Origin of the sequence: Dendrosporobacter sp. 1207_IL3150, from assembly GCF_036763085.1 — a bacterium.
Lineage (GTDB): Bacteria > Bacillota > Negativicutes > DSM-1736 > Dendrosporobacteraceae > JBAIYU01.
Genome location: NZ_JBAIYU010000010.1, coordinates 326713 through 346699, shown reverse-complemented (window position 1 = coordinate 346699; position 19987 = coordinate 326713). Strand labels below are relative to the sequence as shown.

At 43.1% G+C, this 19987-nt stretch carries 14 protein-coding genes; 12 read left to right on the top strand and 2 right to left on the bottom strand.

Translation table 11 applies throughout. The features are described from left to right. The first annotated feature begins 10 nt into the window (after positions 1-10). The 11 genes from V6C17_RS05090 (at position 11) to uvrA (ending at position 15673) form a co-directional block, all read left to right on the top strand. Complete coding sequence (locus V6C17_RS05090) at positions 11-850, top strand: YitT family protein (protein ID WP_333521465.1); 840 nt, start codon at positions 11-13, stop codon at positions 848-850. A gap of 171 nt (positions 851-1021) precedes the next feature. Next, complete coding sequence (locus V6C17_RS05085; protein ID WP_333521464.1) at positions 1022-1855, top strand: transketolase; 834 nt, start codon at positions 1022-1024, stop codon at positions 1853-1855. A gap of 17 nt (positions 1856-1872) precedes the next feature. Next, entirely contained in the window at positions 1873-2805 is a 933-nt protein-coding gene (locus V6C17_RS05080; protein WP_333521463.1) for a transketolase family protein, read from the top strand. 238 nt (positions 2806-3043) lie between these two features. After that, the gene (locus V6C17_RS05075; RefSeq protein ID WP_333521462.1) at positions 3044-3787 is read left to right on the top strand and encodes a site-2 protease family protein; all 744 of its coding nucleotides are present in this window, start codon (positions 3044-3046) and stop codon (positions 3785-3787) included. Positions 3788-4069: 282 nt separating this feature from the next. Then, positions 4070-4756 (top strand): cell division ATP-binding protein FtsE, encoded by a 687-nt coding sequence (ftsE, locus tag V6C17_RS05070; protein ID WP_333521461.1) that lies wholly within the window; start codon positions 4070-4072, stop codon positions 4754-4756. Further along, entirely contained in the window at positions 4746-5633 is an 888-nt protein-coding gene (ftsX, locus tag V6C17_RS05065) for a permease-like cell division protein FtsX (protein WP_333521460.1), read from the top strand. The genes ftsE and ftsX overlap by 11 nt, the downstream gene beginning before the upstream one ends. Positions 5634-5653: 20 nt before the next feature. Next, positions 5654-6778, top strand: a complete 1125-nt coding sequence (locus V6C17_RS05060) for a murein hydrolase activator EnvC family protein (RefSeq protein WP_333521459.1) — start codon at positions 5654-5656, stop codon at positions 6776-6778. A 94-nt stretch (positions 6779-6872) separates the two neighbouring features. After that, positions 6873-8015 carry a S41 family peptidase gene (locus V6C17_RS05055; RefSeq protein WP_333521458.1) on the top strand — a complete coding sequence of 381 codons (1143 nt, stop codon included), beginning with the start codon at positions 6873-6875 and terminating at the stop codon, positions 8013-8015. A 359-nt stretch (positions 8016-8374) separates the two neighbouring features. After that, the gene (locus V6C17_RS05050; protein ID WP_333521457.1) at positions 8375-9613 is read left to right on the top strand and encodes a PDZ domain-containing protein; all 1239 of its coding nucleotides are present in this window, start codon (positions 8375-8377) and stop codon (positions 9611-9613) included. 1117 nt (positions 9614-10730) lie between these two features. After that, positions 10731-12800, top strand: coding sequence for an excinuclease ABC subunit UvrB (gene uvrB / locus V6C17_RS05045; RefSeq protein ID WP_333521456.1), 2070 nt, complete (start codon positions 10731-10733; stop codon positions 12798-12800). Between the two features lie 20 nt (positions 12801-12820). Then, positions 12821-15673 carry an excinuclease ABC subunit UvrA gene (gene uvrA, locus V6C17_RS05040; RefSeq protein ID WP_333521455.1) on the top strand — a complete coding sequence of 951 codons (2853 nt, stop codon included), beginning with the start codon at positions 12821-12823 and terminating at the stop codon, positions 15671-15673. Between the two features lie 129 nt (positions 15674-15802). Here the strand turns inward: uvrA and V6C17_RS05035 are convergent, their stop codons facing one another. Continuing rightward, the gene (locus V6C17_RS05035) at positions 15803-16396 is read right to left on the bottom strand and encodes an outer membrane beta-barrel protein (protein ID WP_333521454.1); all 594 of its coding nucleotides are present in this window, start codon (positions 16394-16396) and stop codon (positions 15803-15805) included. 132 nt (positions 16397-16528) lie between these two features. Then, complete coding sequence (locus tag V6C17_RS05030) at positions 16529-17926, bottom strand: acetyl-CoA carboxylase biotin carboxylase subunit (RefSeq protein WP_333521453.1); 1398 nt, start codon at positions 17924-17926, stop codon at positions 16529-16531. Between the two features lie 240 nt (positions 17927-18166). Here V6C17_RS05030 and uvrC point away from each other — a divergent pair, with 240 nt between their 5' ends. Continuing rightward, the gene (uvrC, locus tag V6C17_RS05025) at positions 18167-19966 is read left to right on the top strand and encodes an excinuclease ABC subunit UvrC (protein ID WP_333521452.1); all 1800 of its coding nucleotides are present in this window, start codon (positions 18167-18169) and stop codon (positions 19964-19966) included. Positions 19967-19987 lie beyond the last annotated feature (21 nt).

Sequence of the window (19987 nt, the reverse complement as noted above, 5' to 3'; positions counted from 1 at the left end):
AGGTGGAAGCATGCCAAAATGGCTGCGCCAGTATTTAGGAATAACCCTGGGTTCGGTTGTTACTGCAGTCGGTCTTAATATGTTCCTAATCCCTAACAAGGTAGCTGCAGGCGGAGTAAGCGGTCTGGCTACTGTCCTTCACTACGTTTTTGGATCACCTGTCGGATTAACCATGCTTGCTCTAAACATTCCGCTATTTTTACTAAGTTTAAAGGTGCTAGGGACAAGGTTTGGTATTAATACCCTTTATGGTGCAGCTATTTTATCTATAGCTATCGACAGTACTGCGCCATTTACACCTGTTCTTACTAAGGATTTATTGCTCAGTTCGCTATATGGTGGAGTACTATGCGGAATAGGTTTGGGGTTGGTTTTTAGATTTAGGGGAACAACGGCTGGCACTGATTTAGCTGCAGCTATTATTAACAAAATTTTTGGTATAAGTATTGGTCAATCTTTATTAATGGTAGATTTTTTTGTAATTGCACTTGCCGGTATTTTGTTTGAAAGTGCTGAGCTGTCGCTTTACGCTCTGATATCACTATTTGTAACTACTCATATTATTGATCTTATTCAAGAGGGTCCTAGTTCAGCTAAAGCTTTTATTATTATGACAAATTCCCCGGACAATGTTGCTCAAGCCATTCTAAAAGAAATGGAGCGAGGTGCCACTTACCTGCAAGGCAGAGGTGCATATACGGGACAGTTCCGGGAAACGCTGTTATGTGTAGTAAGTACAAGCGAAGTTACTGCCCTTAAGGATATAATATATAAAATAGATAAAACCGCCTTTGTAATTGTGGCCGATGTCCACGAGGTGCTAGGCGAAGGCTTTACACGAACGAAGTAAGGGTGACGTTTACTAACCGCAGAGTACACAGAGGTCGCAGAGGGTTACTAATAGGATTATTTTATGTGCGATAATTATCGCGCGGTAAATTTCCGTATCCACTCTGTGTACTCTGCGCCCTCTGCGGTTAATATAGAATCTTTTAAGGAATGTAAGGAGGTTGATTTACATATGGCTGAAAAATTAACGGCTGAACAAGTAACACAACTAGAAGACCGAGCTAGGTCAGTTCGGCGAAATATTGTAAAGATGGTTACTGAGGCTAATTCAGGTCATCCAGGTGGATCTCTTTCGGCTGCAGATATCTTAGTAACTTTATATTTTGCCGAAATGAAAGTTGATCCGAAAAATCCAAATGATCCTGAGCGCGACAGATTTGTGCTTTGCAAAGGTCATGCTGCTCCAGTACTTTATGCTACACTTTGTGAGAAAGGCTTTTTGCCAGAAGAAGAATTGCTTACACTGCGTAAGATTAACAGCCGTTTGCAGGGACATCCGAGCATGAAGGATCTGCCTGGGGTTGATATGTCGACAGGTTCACTTGGACAAGGTCTAAGTGCAGCCAATGGTATGGCTCTAGCGAGCAAGCTTGATGGTCGCAGCAACCGTATTTTTGCTGTGTTAGGTGATGGTGAGTTAGAAGAAGGTATGGTGTGGGAAGCAGCGATGTTCGCAGGCCATTACAAGCTAGACAATGTTACAGCATTCGTTGATTTTAATGGTCTACAGATAGACGGACCGGTCGCTGAGGTAATGTCTCCTCTGCCTATTCCTGAAAAATGGGCAGCATTTGGTTGGAATGTAATTGAAATTGACGGACATGATATCAATGCTATCTATGATGCTATCCAAACTGCTAAAACAGTGAAAGGGCAGCCTACAGTTATTGTTGCCCATACCGTAAAAGGTAAAGGCGTTTGCCAGATGGAAAACGTAGCTGACTGGCATGGTAAAGCACCGACCAAGGAAGAATGTCAATTATTTCTTGGCGAACTGGATGATTAGGAGAGGGGTGTTGGATAATGGGAAAAGCTACTCGTGAAGCATATGGTGACGCTCTTCGTGATGTAGGGGCCGAGCTTAAAGATATTGTCGTTTTAGACGCAGATTTATCCAAGTCTACTAAAACTAACGTTTTTGCAAAAGCTCATCCTGAGCGTTTCTTTAACGTTGGTATTGCAGAGCAAAACCTTATGGGAACTGCTGCTGGTCTTGCCGCTGCTGGTAAAATACCATTTGTATCAACTTTCGCAATGTTTGCAGCTGGACGCGCGTTCGAGCAGGTTCGCAATTCTATCTGCTATCCTAAGCTTAATGTTAAGATTGCAGCAACTCATGCTGGTCTTACGGTTGGTGAAGATGGAGCTTCTCACCAGGCTATTGAAGATATATCCCTTATGCGCAGCATTCCTAATATGACTGTTATTGTTCCTGCCGATGCAGCTGAGGCTCGCAGGGCTGTTGAGTTTGCAGCTAAGTACAAAGGACCTGTATATCTTAGACTGGGTCGTTCATCTGTTCCAGATCTTTTTGATGACAGCTATGTTTTTGAACACGGCAAAGCCGTTCAGTTAGCTGATGGAACTGATTTAACTATTATTGCTACAGGCATAATGGTGGCGCCAGCTAAGAAAGCAGCTGAAGAATTAGCGGCCGAAGGTATAAAAGCTCGGGTATTAAATATCCACACAATCAAGCCTATCGACAAAGACGCAGTTGCAAAAGCCGCTAAAGAAACAGGGGCTATCGTAACCTGCGAAGAGCACAGCGTTATTGGCGGACTTGGCAGTGCTGTAGCCGAAGTCGTTGTAGAAACTACACCAGTGCCAATGGAACGTGTTGGTGTCAAGGATACTTTCGGTGAATCAGGCAAACCTGATGAGCTTTTGAAAAAATACAATTTAACAACAGCTGATATTGTTAAAGCAGCAAAAGTCGTACTAGCACGTAAATAAGCCAAACTAAGTCTAACTTTATCAGTATTATAAAGCGACTCCTACATGCATACACATGTAGAGAGTCGTTTTTTGTTGCAATTGGGTTTGGAATTCCGATTTAACCGCAGAGTACGCAGAGTACGCAGAGGGAACGTAAGGATAAATTATAAGTGCGATAACATCGCGCCGTAATATTGCCACTCTGCGACCTCCGCGTACTCTGCGGTTGATAAAGATACGTAAAGGAGGGGTGAGTGTGGGGCCGTGGCAGGTAATAAGTGTTGGAGGCCGGCTAATAAGGCGATGCGTGATTTTTTTAATGGGTCTTGCCGCAATGGTTCAGCTTGGGCCTACTGTTGTAATGACGGGATCGATGGCTATATCGCTTGTAATTTATGCAGCGGCATTTGGTGTTAAATATGCTGCCGGTTTTATACTGCTCCTTTTCTTCCATGAATTAGGACATTTAGTTGCTTCGAGGGTCGTTGGCATCCCAACAGGAGTACCGATTTTTCTACCGTTTATAGGCGCAGTTATCAGTCTAAAGCGTGCTCCCCGCAATGCCAAGATGGCGGCAAATGTAGCGATAGGCGGTCCTGCTCTGGGCACTTTAACGGCACTTATCTGTTTGGCCATTTATTTTTGGAATGACAGTATATTAATGCTGGTGCTTGCTTATACAGCTTGTCTTTTAAACTTATTCAATTTAATTCCCTGTGATCCCTTAGACGGCGGAAGAATTGCCTCTGCTATTTCACCACATATGTGGTGGGTAGGAAGCCTAGTTATAGGAGGCCTGTTTTTTTATACATACAATTTTATAATGCTGCTAATTTTCTTTATTTCGCTGCTGCGGTTATGGCGAAGTGATAATATGAATGATGCTGAGGACTATTACCGGTTGTCAGTGAGGCAGCGCTTAACTGTGTTATGGTGGTACTTGGGGCTGCTCGCAGTATTAGGATTAACTACTCTATATACAGCGAATTTATTGCGCTAGCCGGTATCTGGCAAAAGTTACTCATCTGTAAAATATCGAAAAAAAGGAGGTTTTTCGGAAAAGACGTCAAATTTTATAAAGCTGTAACCAAAAATGTAGATTTTTGTGACAATTACATAATCAGGTGTCGAATTAACCGCGAATACGCAAAGTACACAAAAAATTAAAACTACGCAAAAGCGATATAATTGCTTTTATTATTTTTTTCTTTGCGGCTTTTGCGCCTTCGCGGTTATCTAGCACGCCATACTAACAAACGATAAATAGGGGGATTGAGTATTTTTGATACATATGTCTGGGGTATCTAAAGTTTATGGCAACGGCTCTGTCGCTCTCTCCGATATTAGTATTGATATCAGTAAAGGTGACTTTATATTTGTGGTCGGCCCAAGTGGTGCCGGTAAATCTACATTTATTAAACTAATATTTCGTGAGGAGCTTCCTTCAAGCGGAGAGCTGGTTGTTAATGGACGAAATATTACAAATATGCGACCGTCTGAAGTGCCGTACTTGCGGAGGGGATTAGGTATAATATTTCAGGATTACCGGCTGCTGCCTGATAGAACAGTTTACGAAAATGTGGCTTTTGCTATGCAGGTTATTGAAGCGCCGCGCCGTGAAATCCAAAAACGAGTTAACAGTGTTCTGGATTTAGTAGGTCTTAAAGACAAGTACAAGTGCTTACCTACTCAGCTCTCGGGTGGTGAGCAGCAGAGGGTGGCTATAGCCAGAGCTATCGTAAATAACCCGGTTGTAGTTATTGCGGATGAGCCGACAGGCAATTTAGATCCGGAAACTTCTTGGGATATTATGAAGATTTTTGAACGGATTAATAAAGCCGGTACAACAATTGTAATGGCAACCCATGATAAAACAATTGTTGATACCATGCGCAAAAGGGTAATCGCTATTGAAAAAGGCCGTATTGTCCGCGACCAAGTGAAAGGGGTATACGGTTATGAGGATTAGAACAATAGAATACTTTATCCGTGAAGCTATTGTTTCACTGCGCAGTAATGGCTTGATGAGTTTTGCGTCAATAAGTACAGTAGCTTTATCGCTTCTTATATTGGGTATTTTCCTTATCCTAGTTCTGAACTTAAATAACATGGCATCTGCATTAGAATCACAAGTGCAGATTACCGTATATTTAAAGGACGATTTATCTGATCATCAAATGCGTGAAGTTGGGACAAGGATTACCAAGCTTGAAGGCGTAAATCAGGTGATGTTCATAAGCAAAGACGAAGCAATGGAACGGTTTAAGGGCCGCTTAGGCGAGCAGCAAACCTTGCTGACGGCCTTAGGTGATACTAACCCTCTTCCAAATGCCTTTGAAGTGAAAGTGGACAAGCCAGAGAAAGTTAAATTAACTGCTCAGGCAATAAGTGAATTTAACGGTGTAGAGAATGCTAAGTTTGGGCAGGAAGTTATTGAACAGTTATTTAAGATCACTAAAATGGTTCGGATATTCGGCGTTGTATTAATAGTATTTTTAGCGTTAGCGGCTCTTTTCATTATTTCAAATACTATTAGGCTTACGGTTTTTGCAAGGCGTAAGGAAATAGGCATAATGAAATATGTAGGTGCCACTGACTGGTTTATACGCTGGCCTTTCTTGATAGAAGGCATGATTTTAGGTTTTGGCGGAGCGCTTATAGCGGTATTCGTACTTAGCCGTACGTATAGTGCTATAACCCAAGAGATATATTCCTCATTGGCATTCCTTCCGCTAATACCACAATATCCGTTTATGAATAATATCAGTATTTTTATCCTTATTGCAGGTACGGCAATTGGTGCTTTAGGCAGCACCATATCTCTAAAAAGATTTATGAAGGTGTAGAACTGTTCGGGGGGGATTTGATGCACAGAGTGAAACGCATTGCCGCAATTGTTATGACTGTGATTATGCTGGCTGCGGCAGCAGGAACTGTAATGGCCAACAATCTTAATGACCAGCTTGAGTCGGTACAGAAGAGGATGCAGGATCAGCAGAGTAGGGCATCACAAGCTCAAAAGCAAGTTAACAGCGTGTCGGGCCAGCTAAAAAAAATCCAAGGTGATTTGGACGGTGCTACTGCCGAATACAGTACAATTCAGTCAAAACTTACTTATACGGAAGAGAAGATCGAGCAAAATACCGAAATTCTAGCTAAAGCTGAGACTAATCTTACCGAGAGAAGCAAAGTCCTTAATAAGCGGATGCGCGACATCTATCAGAACGGTCAGGTAAGCTATCTGGATGTACTCTTAGGGGCAAGTGATTTTACTGATTTTACTACTCGTATGGATATATTAAAGCGGGTTGTAAACCAAGACATAACTTTGATCACTAAGGTTAAAGCTGAGCGTGAGCTGATTTTGCAGAAAAAGGCAGAGTTGGAACGTGATCGTGCGGCAATTGAACAGCTTCATGCAGCCGCGAACGAAAAACGACTTGCGATAGCGGCACGTAAGAATGAACGTGAAGCAGTATTAGCTTCAGCTGTTAATGAAAGAGATACAGCTGAACAGGCGTATCAGGAACTGCTGGAAACGTCACGCCAAATCGAGCAGCTGATAAGAAACAGCCAGTCTGGTAAGGGCGGTTCGACTAGTGGGACAGGTATCATGGCGTGGCCAGCAGCAGGACCGATAACTTCACCTTTTGGCTGGCGGACTCATCCGATTTTTGGGACCCAGCGTTTCCATAGCGGTATAGATATTGGTGCAGATTATGGTGATATCGTATCAGCGGCAGATGGCGGTGTGGTTATTTATTCTGACTGGATGGGTGGTTATGGTAAAGCTATCATTATTGACCATGGCGGAGGAATTTCTACTTTATATGCTCACAATTCAGAACTATTAGTTGGTGAAGGTGAGCGGGTACGAAAAGGGCAGGCGATTACTCGAGCTGGTTCTACTGGCTATTCAACAGGACCTCACCTACACTTTGAAGTGCGGGAAAATGGTTCGCCAGTAAGTCCGATGGGATATTTACCCTAGTATAAATTGAGCTATTTCAACATATAGTTAAAGTACGTATGGTATCAGCAGATGTTCGAGTAGCTTGTCTCGAACCTCGGATTGAGGTGCAGCGTTGAGTAAAAGAAAAATTATCATTGGTGCGATTTTATTGGTAGCAATTACCTTCGTCTCCACTGTGGGCGGGCTGTATTACCTGCTTAATTTGGGAACAGGTGATGCGGCCAGCACGCTCAAGTTTATGCGTGCATTGCAAATTGTTAAGTCGAGATATGTAGAAGAAGTTCCGATGGATACACTTATGACTGGTGCAATCAAGGGAATGATTGGATCGCTGGGGGATCCTCACTCTATCTACATGGATCCAAAGATGTATAAGGAATTTATGATTGAAACTGAGGGATCCTTTGGCGGAGTGGGAATTGTTGTAGGTGTAAAAGACAAAATGCTTACGGTCGTTTCACCGATTGAAGGTACACCTGGTGACAAAGCTGGTATTAAGAGCGGCGACCAGATATTAAAGATTGATGGTAAGGATACAAAGGATATGGCTTTAGATGAAGCTGTGGGTAAAATCCGCGGTCCTGAAGGCAGCCAAGTAGTACTTACAATTAAGCGTGGTAATGAGTCTGCCAAGGATTATACACTGACCAGATCAAACATTCAGATTAAAACAGTTTCAGGGAAGATGCTGCCAGACAATATTGGATATATTCGTTTATCAATGTTTAACGAAAATACAGGCGCAGATTTTATTAAGAAATATCAGGAACTTGAAAGTGCAGGTATGAAGGCAGTTGTCCTTGATTTGCGTGATAATCCTGGTGGTCTGCTGGAGGAAAGCGTAAAGGTTGCTAGTAAGTTTGTGCCGAAAGGTCCGGTTGTTTCCGTCGTAATGAGAGATGGGCATCGCGAAACTCACTCATCAAACCTTGAAGCCGTTAAATATCCAGTAGTGGTATTAGTCAACGGTGGCAGTGCCAGTGCGTCAGAAATCGTAGCCGGTGCTGTCCAAGATACCAAAGCTGGTACGCTAATTGGAACTAAGACATATGGTAAGGGATCGGTTCAGACCTTAATGAGAATTGACAGCGGGGCAATCAAACTGACTATCGCAAAATATCTGACACCTAGTGATCGTTCCATAAACGGTATTGGGATTGAGCCAGATATAAAGATTGAGACAGCTGATACACGTGATCCTAACAATGATGTTCAATTAAATAAGGCCCTGGAAGTGTTGAAGGGGAAGAAGTAGGCTAAGCGGCGCAATGCGCCGCTTTATCTTATTTGCCCTTTTTGTGCCTATTTTGATGGTCGGAAAAGGAAGATGCATTATTAACGCTCCAACGCTATCGCGGCTTCGCCGCTGTCGCTGACTTACGCTTATAATAACGCATCCTCCTTTTCCTATCGGCATTAGAGATATGAATATTGTCTAGTAAGATTGTGCAAAACAACTGATAAGGTGTAAATCTTAATAATTATCCTATACCTTAGCGCTCTTTGCGACTTTGCGGTTAATACCACGTACTCTCCATAAATTTGCAGAGTTTGTGAAATATTTGGAAATATTATATACTTGAATAAGGAATATCAATATAACGAGGTGAGCGCATGTTTCCTTGGCAGGATATTCTTGCCGTAATTTTAAGTCGGACTCTAGCGATGTATCTTGATCCTACATTTTGGACGATATTAGCGCTGGTTATTTTTCAATATTGGCAAATGCAGAAAAGCCAGAAGCGGATGTTTGGTGTACATAGTTATTCAATCAAACAGCAGGTTTTTATGGCGGCGGCGTATGGGATGATTGGCGGGATTATCGGAAGTCTTTTACTTATGATGTTTGGTGTAACCTTAAATCAGTTAGGTCTTAATTATATTTGGCCTGTAGCAATAGTTCTTATGATGATAAATATGCGTTTTTTGTGTTTCGCCTATGCCGGCGGGCTTGTTGCTGTGTCTAATGTGTTGTTTGGCTGGCCTGTAGTGAATGTGCCGCAGGTTTTGGCATTGGTGGCAATACTGCATATAACCGAAAGTATTTTAATTGCGATAAGCAGGCGATATGGCGCAATACCGCTTATTCTCAAAAGGGAGACAGGCCAATTAGTTGGTGCCTTCAACCTGCAGAATTTTTGGCCTTTGCCGCTGGTACTTTTGACCGCGATGGCTGTTCCCACTAATGACCTTCCTAGCGGGATTATAAAGATGCCTGAATGGTGGCCGGTTATACCGTCAGGATTGCAATTATCAGAGGGGCAGCGCTGGATATATGCGACAATGCCTGTTGTTGCGGCGCTCGGATATGCCGATATAGCTGTTGCTAGTTCGCCTCATAAACGGCGGATGCAGTCTGCGTTTCATCTAGGTATTTATAGTGTTATTTTGCTTGTTTTAGCAATACTTGCTGCGAGGTTTGAATGGGTGAAGATCTTTGCAGCTTTGGCTTCGCCACTTGGTCACGAATATTTGATTCAAAGAGATAACCAGCGTGAAATGGCAGCACCGCCGCGGTTTGTTCCGCCGGAAATAGGGGTTATGGTTCTGGATACTATTTATGAAACGCCTGCGCGCGCAGCTGGCTTGCAGCCTGGTGATATTATTACCAGACTAAATGATACTGGCATAAGACGGCCTCAAGATTTATCAACTGCTCTTTTGAATGTGCCTGAGGAATGTTGGATGGAGTTTGAACGAGATGGTCAGATGCTCAGACAAAAGGTTAAGTTTAAGTCGGGTAAGACGTTAGGAGTGATTTTGGTGCCTAATGGTAATGAGGAAAGTTATGCTGAGATGAATACAGAGCGGGTTGGGATATTCGATTGGGTTAAGAGGAAGTTTAAGAGATAAAGTTATTTTTGGGCTGGCAGAAGCGGTATTCGCTTTTGCCAGCTTTTTTCTTTGGGGTCTGGATTAATTGAGGACGGCGAGGTAGCTGCATAATTAACGCTCCAACGCTATCGCGGCGTTGCCGCTGTCGCTGACTTGCGCTTTTAATTATGCAGCTCCCTTGCCTGCTGGCAGGCAGATACTTAGTGATTTGCGTGTAGGGTTGGAATTGGGTTTGGACTAATTGAGGACGGCGAGGAAGCTGCATAATTAACGCTCCAACGCTATCGCAGCTTTGCCGCTGTCGCTGACTTGCGCTTTTAATTATGCAACTTCCTTGCCTGTTGGCAGGCAGATACTTAGTGATTTGCGTGTAGGTTGGACGAATTGGGTCTGGATTAATTGAGGACGGCGAGGTAGCTGCATAATTAGCGCTCCAACGCTATCGCGGCGTTGCCGCTGTCGCTGACTTACGCATTTTAATAATGCAGCTCCCTTGCCTGCTGGCAGGCAGATACTTAGTGATTTGCGTGTAGGGTTGGAATTGGGTCTGGACTAATTGAGGACGGCGAGGAAGCTGCATAATTAACGCTCCAACGCTATCGCGGCATTGCCGCTGTCGCTGACTTGCGCTTTTAATAATGCAGCTACCTCGCCTGCTAGCAGTCAAATACTTAGTTATCTGCTATAGCACGTAATAACTGATTAAATCCAGAGGACAATAATCTTTTCTGACTACAGGCAGGCTATGGTTAAAATTTTTTATAAGCGTAAGTCAGCGATAGCAGCGGCAGCTGCGATAGCGTTGAGCGTTAAAAAATTTTAATCATAGCCGTTCTAATTAGGCGGTCAAACTTATTCTTACTATTTTCAAAAATAAGAAAATAGGTTATACTAATTGCGAACGTCTGTTCTAAAAAATAATGGCTTAAAAAACCACCTGATTAAAGATTCACAGTGCCCGATGACTAAGCATATCTAAGACTCTTACTAGCGTTCGAGTCCAAGATCTGCTAAGTCCCTGGGTATGTTCGACTAGAATTCATTTGGCTTAAAAATCCACCTGAATTAAGTCTCACTATATGTTATAATAACTTCTAATGGATAATAATTTCAATAAATGGAACTAGGTGATAGAATGAGTACTGTCCCCAAGTTAAATACAGTATATACCGAGGGCGGCGTCCCTTTTAAAACTATGGCACCGTTTGAACCGACTGGTGATCAGCCGAAGGCTATTTCGCGGCTGACAGCGGGTATTACCAGCGGTCAGAAGGCTCAGGTTCTGCTTGGAGCTACTGGTACTGGTAAGACTTTTACCATTGCTAAGCTAATTGAAGAGGTGCAAAAGCCGACCTTGGTTATTGCGCATAACAAGACACTCGCGGCCCAATTGGCTAGCGAGTTTAAAGAGTTTTTCCCCAATAATGCCGTGGAATACTTTGTCAGCTATTATGACTACTATCAGCCAGAAGCTTATATAGCTCATACTGATACCTATATTGAAAAAGATGCTTCAATTAATGATGAGATAGACAAGCTCCGCCACTCGGCCACCAGTTCGCTGTTTGAACGGCGGGATGTAATTATTGTGGCCAGTGTTTCCTGTATCTATGGTTTGGGTTCGCCGGACGAATATCGGGGACTAGTGCTATCACTGCGCCAGGGGCAGACGCGTGATCGTGATGATATTTTGCGTAAGCTGGTAGCTATCCAGTATGAAAGAAACGATATTAACTTCCAGCGTGGTAATTTTAGGGTGCGTGGAGATGTTATTGAGATATTCCCGGCGGCAAGTAATGAGAAGGCGTTAAGGGTTGAATTATTCGGTGATGAAATTGAACGTATCTTAGAGATAGACACGCTTACTGGTGAAATCTTGGCTGAGCGTAAGCATATCGCTATTTATCCGGCATCTCACTATGTTACATCACGTGATAATATGCTTCGAGCTGTGCAGGATATTGAAGCTGAGCTTGAGCAGCAAGTAAACTATTTTAAAGCTAACAATAAACTTATAGAGGCACAACGGATAGAGCAGCGTACTAGGTATGACCTGGAAATGATGCTTGAAATGGGCTATTGCTCCGGCATAGAAAACTATTCACGCCATTTGACCAAGCGGGAGCCTGGTGATGCTCCATATACGCTTGTAGACTACTTCCCTGAGGATTTCCTTATAGTTATAGATGAGTCGCATGTTACCTTACCTCAAATAAGAGCTATGTATGCTGGTGACCGCTCACGGAAAGAGTCGCTTGTAGGTAACGGCTTCCGTCTGCCATCAGCTTTTGATAACAGACCGTTTAAGTTTGAAGAGTTTGTTGAGCGCATTAATCAGATTGTTTATGTCTCGGCGACACCGGCTAAATATGAGCTTGAACAGGCCTCTCAAGTAGTACAGCAGATTATTCGTCCGACTGGGCTGATTGATCCCGAGGTGGAAATTCGCCCGATAAAAGGGCAAATGGATGATTTGCTAGGTGAAATAAAAATACGGTCAGCAGTTAATGAACGAGTATTGGTAACAACTTTAACTAAAAAAATGGCCGAAAATTTAACCGATTACCTCAAAGAGATGGGTATTAAGGTTCGTTATCTGCATTCAGATATAGTTACAATGGAGCGGGCAGAAATTATCCGTGATTTGCGCGCAGGGGTGTTTGATGTACTTGTCGGGATCAATTTACTGCGCGAAGGCTTAGACTTGCCAGAAGTATCCCTAGTAGCTATTTTAGATGCTGATAAAGAGGGCTTTTTGCGCTCGGAAACTTCACTTATTCAAACAATTGGCCGGGCTGCACGTAACGCAAAAGGAAAGGTCATAATGTACGCTGATAATATGACTGATTCCATGCGACGAGCTATCGGCGAGACCGACCGACGTCGTGAAATACAGCGGGCTTATAATGTTGAACACGGCATTACACCGAAGACAATCGAGAAAAAGATAAGAGAACTTATCGAAACAACAAAAGTTGCAGAAACTCCGGCCAGCTATAAAGCCAGCAACGTGTCTGCAATGTCGACTGATGAGACGCTTGATTTGATTGCCAGCTTAGAAGGTGAAATGCGTGAGGCTTCTAAGAAACTGGAATTTGAGCGTGCTGCCCAGCTGCGTGATATGATTGTCGAGCTAAAAGGGCGCTTGCCTGCTGGTGCTAAGACTAAGAATACCAATAAGAAAGCCACAAAAAAGAAAGGCTAGACGGATAGAAAGGGTAAACAATGAAAGATAAGATTATTGTTAAGGGTGCAAGACAGCACAATTTAAAAAATATAGATTTAGAAATTCCACGCGATAAATTAGTAGTAATTACTGGACTGAGTGGTTCAGGAAAGTCTTCCCTGGCTTTTGATACAATATATGCTGAGGGGCAAAGACGCTACGTAGAATCTCTTTCCGCTTATGCCCGCCAGTTTCTAGGTCAGATGGATAAGCCGGATGTTGATTATATAGAGGGGCTTTCCCCGGCGATTTCTATTGATCAAAAGACAACAAGCCGCAATCCTCGTTCTACGGTTGGTACAGTTACAGAAATCTACGACTACTTGCGGCTTTTGTTTGCCAGAGCGGGACGCCCTCATTGTCCTAAGTGCGGTAAAGCAATCAGCCAGCAGACTGTTGAACAGATGGTAGATCAGCTCTTAACTTTGCCTGATAGTACCAAGCTGATGCTGCTTGCCTCTGTTGTAAAGGGAAAAAAAGGCGAACATGTAAAAGTACTTGAAGATATTCGTAAGAATGGTTATGTGCGTGTCCGGATTGACGGACAAATCATGGATATAACAGACGAGATAAGTCTTGAAAAAAATAAAAAGCATACAATCGAAGTTGTTGTAGACAGGCTTGTAATTCGTGAAGGTATAGCTCAACGTTTGGCTGACTCTCTTGAGACATCGTTAAACCTTGGGGGCGGAGTAGTTACCGCGCAGATAATTGATGGTGATGAGTTGATCTTTAGCCAGAACTTTGCCTGTGTAGACTGCGGTATAAGCTTGCCTGAAATTGCACCGCGGATGTTCTCCTTCAACAGTCCGTTTGGGGCATGTCCTGATTGTACTGGGTTAGGTAATAATATGGAGTTCGATCCAGCTCTCGTTATTCCCGATCCGGGTAAATCTTTTATAGACGGATTGCTTGCGCCATTTACGAAAAATACTAATTCTTATACTATGTGCCAACTAGAAGCTGTTTTAGACAAGTACGGTTATTCTCTTTACAGTAATTGGAATGATATATCTGACAAGGTAAAAGACATTATCATGTACGGGTCGGGAGATGAAAAGTTTACCTTCCGCTATGAAAACATGTATGGTGAAGATAAAATGTACAATTCACCTTTTGAAGGTGTAATGCCCTTGCTAAACCGCCGCTATCGAGAAACAAGCTCCGATTGGTCGCGGGAAGAATATGAAGAATATATGAGCACAAAACCTTGCCCAACTTGCAAAGGAGCACGGCTTAAGCCGGAAACGCTCGCCGTTAAGGTAGGCGGAAAGAATATCAATGAAGTCACTAAGCTGACCATTGCTCAAGGAAAGCAGTTTTTTGCTGAATTAGAATTAACGGAACGTGAGCTGACTATTGCCAAGCAGATATTAAAAGAAATCCATGCTCGACTTGGCTTTTTACTTGATGTCGGTTTGGATTATCTAACTTTGGATCGAGCAGCAGGAACGCTTTCGGGTGGTGAGGCTCAGCGTATTCGTTTAGCTACTCAAATCGGCTCGGGCTTGGTGGGGGTTCTCTACATCCTTGACGAACCAAGTATTGGACTTCATCAGCGCGATAACAACCGTCTATTAGCCACTCTTAAGCATTTACGCGATGTGGGCAACACCCTTTTGGTTGTCGAGCATGACGAAGATACGATGTATGCCGCAGATCACATAGTCGATATTGGGCCTGAGGCTGGTGCTGGCGGCGGAAAAATAGTAGCTGAAGGAACGGTAGAGGATATAAAAGCACATCCTGATTCGATTACCGGCCAATATCTCAGCAGGCGGAAATTTATCCCTGTACCTGCTATTCGCCGCCAGCCTAATGGGAAATGGCTAGAAGTTGTCGGTGCTAAAGAAAACAACCTGAAAAACTTAACTGCTCGATTTCCGTTAGGAGTATTTACGGCAGTAACTGGCGTATCAGGTTCGGGTAAAAGTACGCTTGTTAATGAAATATTATATAAGGGATTGGCTAACCGTATTAATAGGGCGAAAACACGTCCAGGCGAGCATACTGAAATTTGCGGAGTAGAGCATATCGATAAAATTATTGATATTGACCAGTCGCCAATTGGACGGACACCTCGCTCAAACCCTGCGACCTATACCAGCCTATTTGATGCTATCCGTGAAGTTTTCAGTCAAACACCTGAAGCTAAAATGCGTGGTTACAAGCCTGGGCGCTTCAGCTTCAACGTTAGGGGCGGACGCTGTGAAGCATGCCGTGGTGATGGCATTATAAAAATTGAAATGCACTTTTTACCTGATGTATATGTGCCTTGCGAAGTTTGTAAGGGTGCTCGTTACAATCGCGAGACGCTGGAAGTAAGATATAAAGGTAAAAGTATTGCGCAAGTATTAGACATGGTAGTAGATGAAGCTGTAGAATTCTTTCAGAACATCCCTAAAGTTCATCGTAAGCTGCAGATTCTGCAGGATGTCGGCTTAGGGTATATAAAATTGGGCCAGCCAGCTACAACCTTGAGCGGCGGTGAAGCTCAGAGGATCAAGCTTGCTACCGAATTGGCTAGGCGCAGTACTGGTAAAACACTATATATCCTTGATGAGCCGACAACTGGTCTTCATACTGCAGATATTCACCGACTGCTTGAAGTGCTGCAGCGCCTCGTGGACGGCGGTGACAGTGTGGTAGTAATCGAACACAACCTGGATGTAATAAAAACTGCCGATCATCTAATAGACCTCGGGCCAGAAGGCGGTTTCCGCGGCGGTACAATTGTAGCCCAAGGCACACCAGAACAAATTGCCGCTACACCTGAATCATACACCGGCCACTTCCTCAAGCCGTTATTAGAAGAGGCGGTTACCATGAACGCAGCTGCTTGCAAAAAATAATATACGATTAACCGCGAAGGCGCAAAGAACGCAAAGGATTTTTAGTGCGTTTGTTTTGCGGCCCTCGCGTATTTGCGGTTATAAATTAGTCCTATATAAACAAAAGCGCGGCATATGCCGCGCTTATTCTTAGAATTTATAGCAAAGGCCCAGTCCGACTCCATCGGCTTTGGCATCAAAGTTTGTGGTGTCATTCTTAACATTTGCTTTAATATCACGATAGTTTAGGTCAACCAACAAGTCTTTGTTGATATTATAGGTTAGACCAACTGTCCAGTCGGTAAGCTCATTGCCGAACTTTCCAGTGGCGTAGCCGGATACTTTATTATTTAGATCTGATGTAAGTGTCAGCCCGCCATAGGCGGTGCTGCGAGTGAAGGAAGTACCTAACTGTTCTCTCTCGTATCTGCCATAGCCTGCTAATAAACTAACGTTTTTGTTCACCTTGTATTGGATATCACCGCTGCTGTATGTATTATCATAATTATCGCCGTTAAAGGTCATATAACCTGCATTTACTGTAAATTTGTCGCTTATTTTATATGAACCGTAGATTTCATTGCCGTTTACTTTGTCATCACCTTGATCCTTTACCGAGAAATCATGCCAGGAGTATCCTATAGATGCCTTGTCATCACCAGTGCTTTGCTGCGGTACTGCAGCTAACGCGGTAGAGGATAAAACCATTAACGACAAAGCAGTAACTGACGCCTTTTTAAACATCAAATTCGCCTCCCTAAAGTTAACAGCTTACTTTTCCACCACAATCATATTCGACAAAATACTTTTTAATGTGATGTTTTTTGGAATTCAAATAAAAAAATAGACTCCCTAATGGAAGTCTATTTATATTCTTTACCAAGCGCTGTTGACAAGTGTCACATCAGCAGCATTGCAATCAAGTGTTTTTTTGCGTTTTGGTGGTTCGCAGTTTTTCATGTGCTTGTAAACAAACTGCGTATCAATATTACCTGTGCAGAAATGAGGATTATCCAGTACTCTCAAATGGAAAGGTATAGTTGTTTTAATACCAGTGATGCGGAATTCGTGAAGAGCACGGCGCATAATCTTAATAGCATCACCACGAGTGCGGCCATGTGCTATTACTTTAGCGATCATGGAATCATAATGAGGCTCAACTGACAGGCCTGCGCATACACCACTGTCAACCCTTACTCTTGGACCACCTGGTTGATGATAGAATTCTATTTCGCCAGGTGCTGGGAGGAAGTGGTTTTCAGTATCTTCAGCATTTATACGACACTCAATAGCGTGGCCAATGATCATAATATCTTCTTGACGCTTATTCAGAGGTTCGCCAGCCGCAATCCTAATTTGGCGGCGTACAAGGTCAACACCTGTGATTGCTTCAGTAACAGCATGCTCAACTTGAATACGAGGGTTAATCTCCATGAAGTAAAACTTGCCTGTTTTTACATCCATAAGAAACTCAACAGTACCAACGTTAGTATAGTGTACACTTTTGGCAGCACGGATTGCTAACGCTCCGACCCTTTGGCGGGTTTCGGGAGTTAAAGCGCTGGAAGGAGCCTCTTCAAGAATCTTTTGATTACGGCGTTGTATGGAGCATTCACGTTCACCAAGATGCAGTATATTGCCGAAGTTATCAGCCATAATTTGTACTTCGATATGGCGCGATTGTGCTATATAAGTTTCAAAATAGAAAGCTGACTTGGTAACATCTACTTTATGCAGAGCAGTATCCAAATCTTGCTTATTATTGATTACAAACATTGATTTACCGCCGCCGCCGGACACAGGTTTCAAAATTACTGGGTAACCTAGTTCTTCAGCAAGACGATAGGCTTCATCGTTATCGACAAGCGGATTGGTACCTCTTGTCATAGGCAAACCAGCAGCTTTCATTGCTTCACGTGCTGCGTCTTTATTGCCTACTTGTCGTATAGTTTCAGCCCGAGGGCCTACCCAGACAAGACCTGAGTTAGTTACTAACTCAGCGAAATCAGCGTTTTCTGACAAAAAGCCATAGCCAGGATGAATGGCCTCAGCTTTAGTAGCTTTGGCTGCTGCAAGGATTGCTTCCATATTTAAGTAGCTCTGAGCTGCGTCTGCTGGTCCAATGTGATAAGCATAGTCTGCTAACTGCACATGAAGTGCATTTTTATCAACATCAGAGTAGACAGCAACTGTTTCAATCCCCAGCTCCTGGCAGGCCCGGATGATTCTGACAGCAATTTCGCCGCGGTTGGCGATAAGGAGTCGTTTGAACATCGTTGTAGACCTCCCATTTGCAAATGTTTTTTTTACATGCATTTTAATATACAATTAGATTCTAACGAGGTACATTATATTACAGGAATGTTATTTAGACAATGGCTTTTGTGAATGTATACACAAGTACAATTGCACTAAGTACTAATATCTGGTACTAAGTGGATAATGAGGATATTATTGCATATTTTTAATCAATAGGCAAGTAGCGTACCGTAGGCCGCAGGAGGAGGATTAAATATGACAGATGAGTTGCAGGAAAAACTACAGTTGTTACCAGATAAGCCGGGTGTCTATTTAATGAAAGATACCCAAGGGCGAATAATATATGTAGGTAAGGCCATTAATTTAAAGAATCGCGTGCGGTCTTATTTTCAGTCAAGCCGCAATCATTCACCCAAGGTTGTGGCATTAGTTGCTCGGATTGCCGACTTAGAATATATTATAACCTCATCTGAAATTGAGGCTTTAATACTAGAATGTAATCTAATAAAAAAGCATCGCCCTAAATATAATATAAGCCTAAGAGATGATAAAAGTTACCCATATATAAAAGTTACGGTTGAGGAAAGCTATCCCAGAGTATTTGCTACGAGGAAGGTACTGAAAGACGGTTCAAAATACTTTGGCCCCTATACGAGCGCTGGTGCAGTGCATGAAACCTTAAAGCTGCTAAAAAAACTATTTCCCCTCCGCAGCTGCCGAAAGCTTGAGGCTCCCCGTCCTTGTTTGGAATACCACATCAAACGATGCTTAGCACCCTGTACAGGAAACGTCGATTCACATGAGTATCGCGAGATGATTAGAGCAGTTTGCCTCTTTTTAGAAGGTCGCAGTGATGCTGTTGCCCAAAGTTTGCGTAAGCGAATGGAAAACGCAGCTGAGGAACTTCACTTCGAACTAGCAGCAAAACTACGCGATCAGTTGAGTGCAGTCGAGAAGATTACCGAAAAACAAAACATTATTACCGGCTCTGGGGATCAAGATGCGGTTGGCTTGGCTAGATCGGCTTTAGGTACTTGCGTACAGGTCTTTTTCATTAGAAGCGGCAAAATGGTCGGTCGCGATCACTTTCTATTATCAGGAGGTGAAGATGAGTCAGACGAGGAAATGTTGACAGCCTTCATCAAACAGTATTATAACCAAGCTGCTTTTATTCCACGCGAAATTCTTTTACCAATGAATTTACCAGAACAGCAACTGCTTTCTGAATGGCTTACAAGTCTAAAAGGAAGCCGCATTGTGGTAGAAACGCCTAAACGAGGTACGAAAAAGGACATCGTAAATATGGCGTCAGGTAATGCCTTAGTAGTGTTAGAGGAGCAGGCTGCTAAAATTAAAACCAGAAATGAGCAGACAGAGGGAGCTGTAATTGAATTAGGCAGACATTTAGGGTTGACTAAGCTGCCAGAGCGAATAGAGTGTTTTGATATATCACATATTCAAGGTTCGGAAACAGTTGCTTCTATGGTAGTTTTTGAAGGAGGCATGCCTAAAAAGGATGACTATCGACGGTTTAAACTGCGAACAGTGGAAGGTAAACCGGATGACTTCAAATCTATGCAAGAAGTAGTTGGTCGTCGTTATAAGGATACAACCCCTCCGCTGCCTGATTTAGTAATTATTGACGGAGGTAAAGGACAACTAAGCTCTGCCTTGGAAATTATACGAGGATTAGGGCTGCTGGATGTACCTGTTATTGGACTTGCAAAAGAGTTTGAGCATATCTTCCAAGAAGGCAGCAGTGATCCTATAATACTTCCGCGTCACTCTCAGGCGCTATATCTTGTACAGCGTATTCGTGATGAAGCACATCGCTTTGCCATAACCTATCATCGTAAATTGCGGTCTAAACGCAATCTTGTATCTGTGCTTGACCATGTGCCAGGTATAGGCGCTAAAAGGCGTAAGGCCCTATGGGATGCTTTCGGAAGTCTGAATAAGATTAAAGAAGCTGAGGTTGAAAAACTTGCAGCCGTGGAAGGTATGAACATGCCTTCAGCGCAAGCTGTTTATGATTTTTTTAGGCGTAAACCATAAGTAAATTATAGGCATATATAA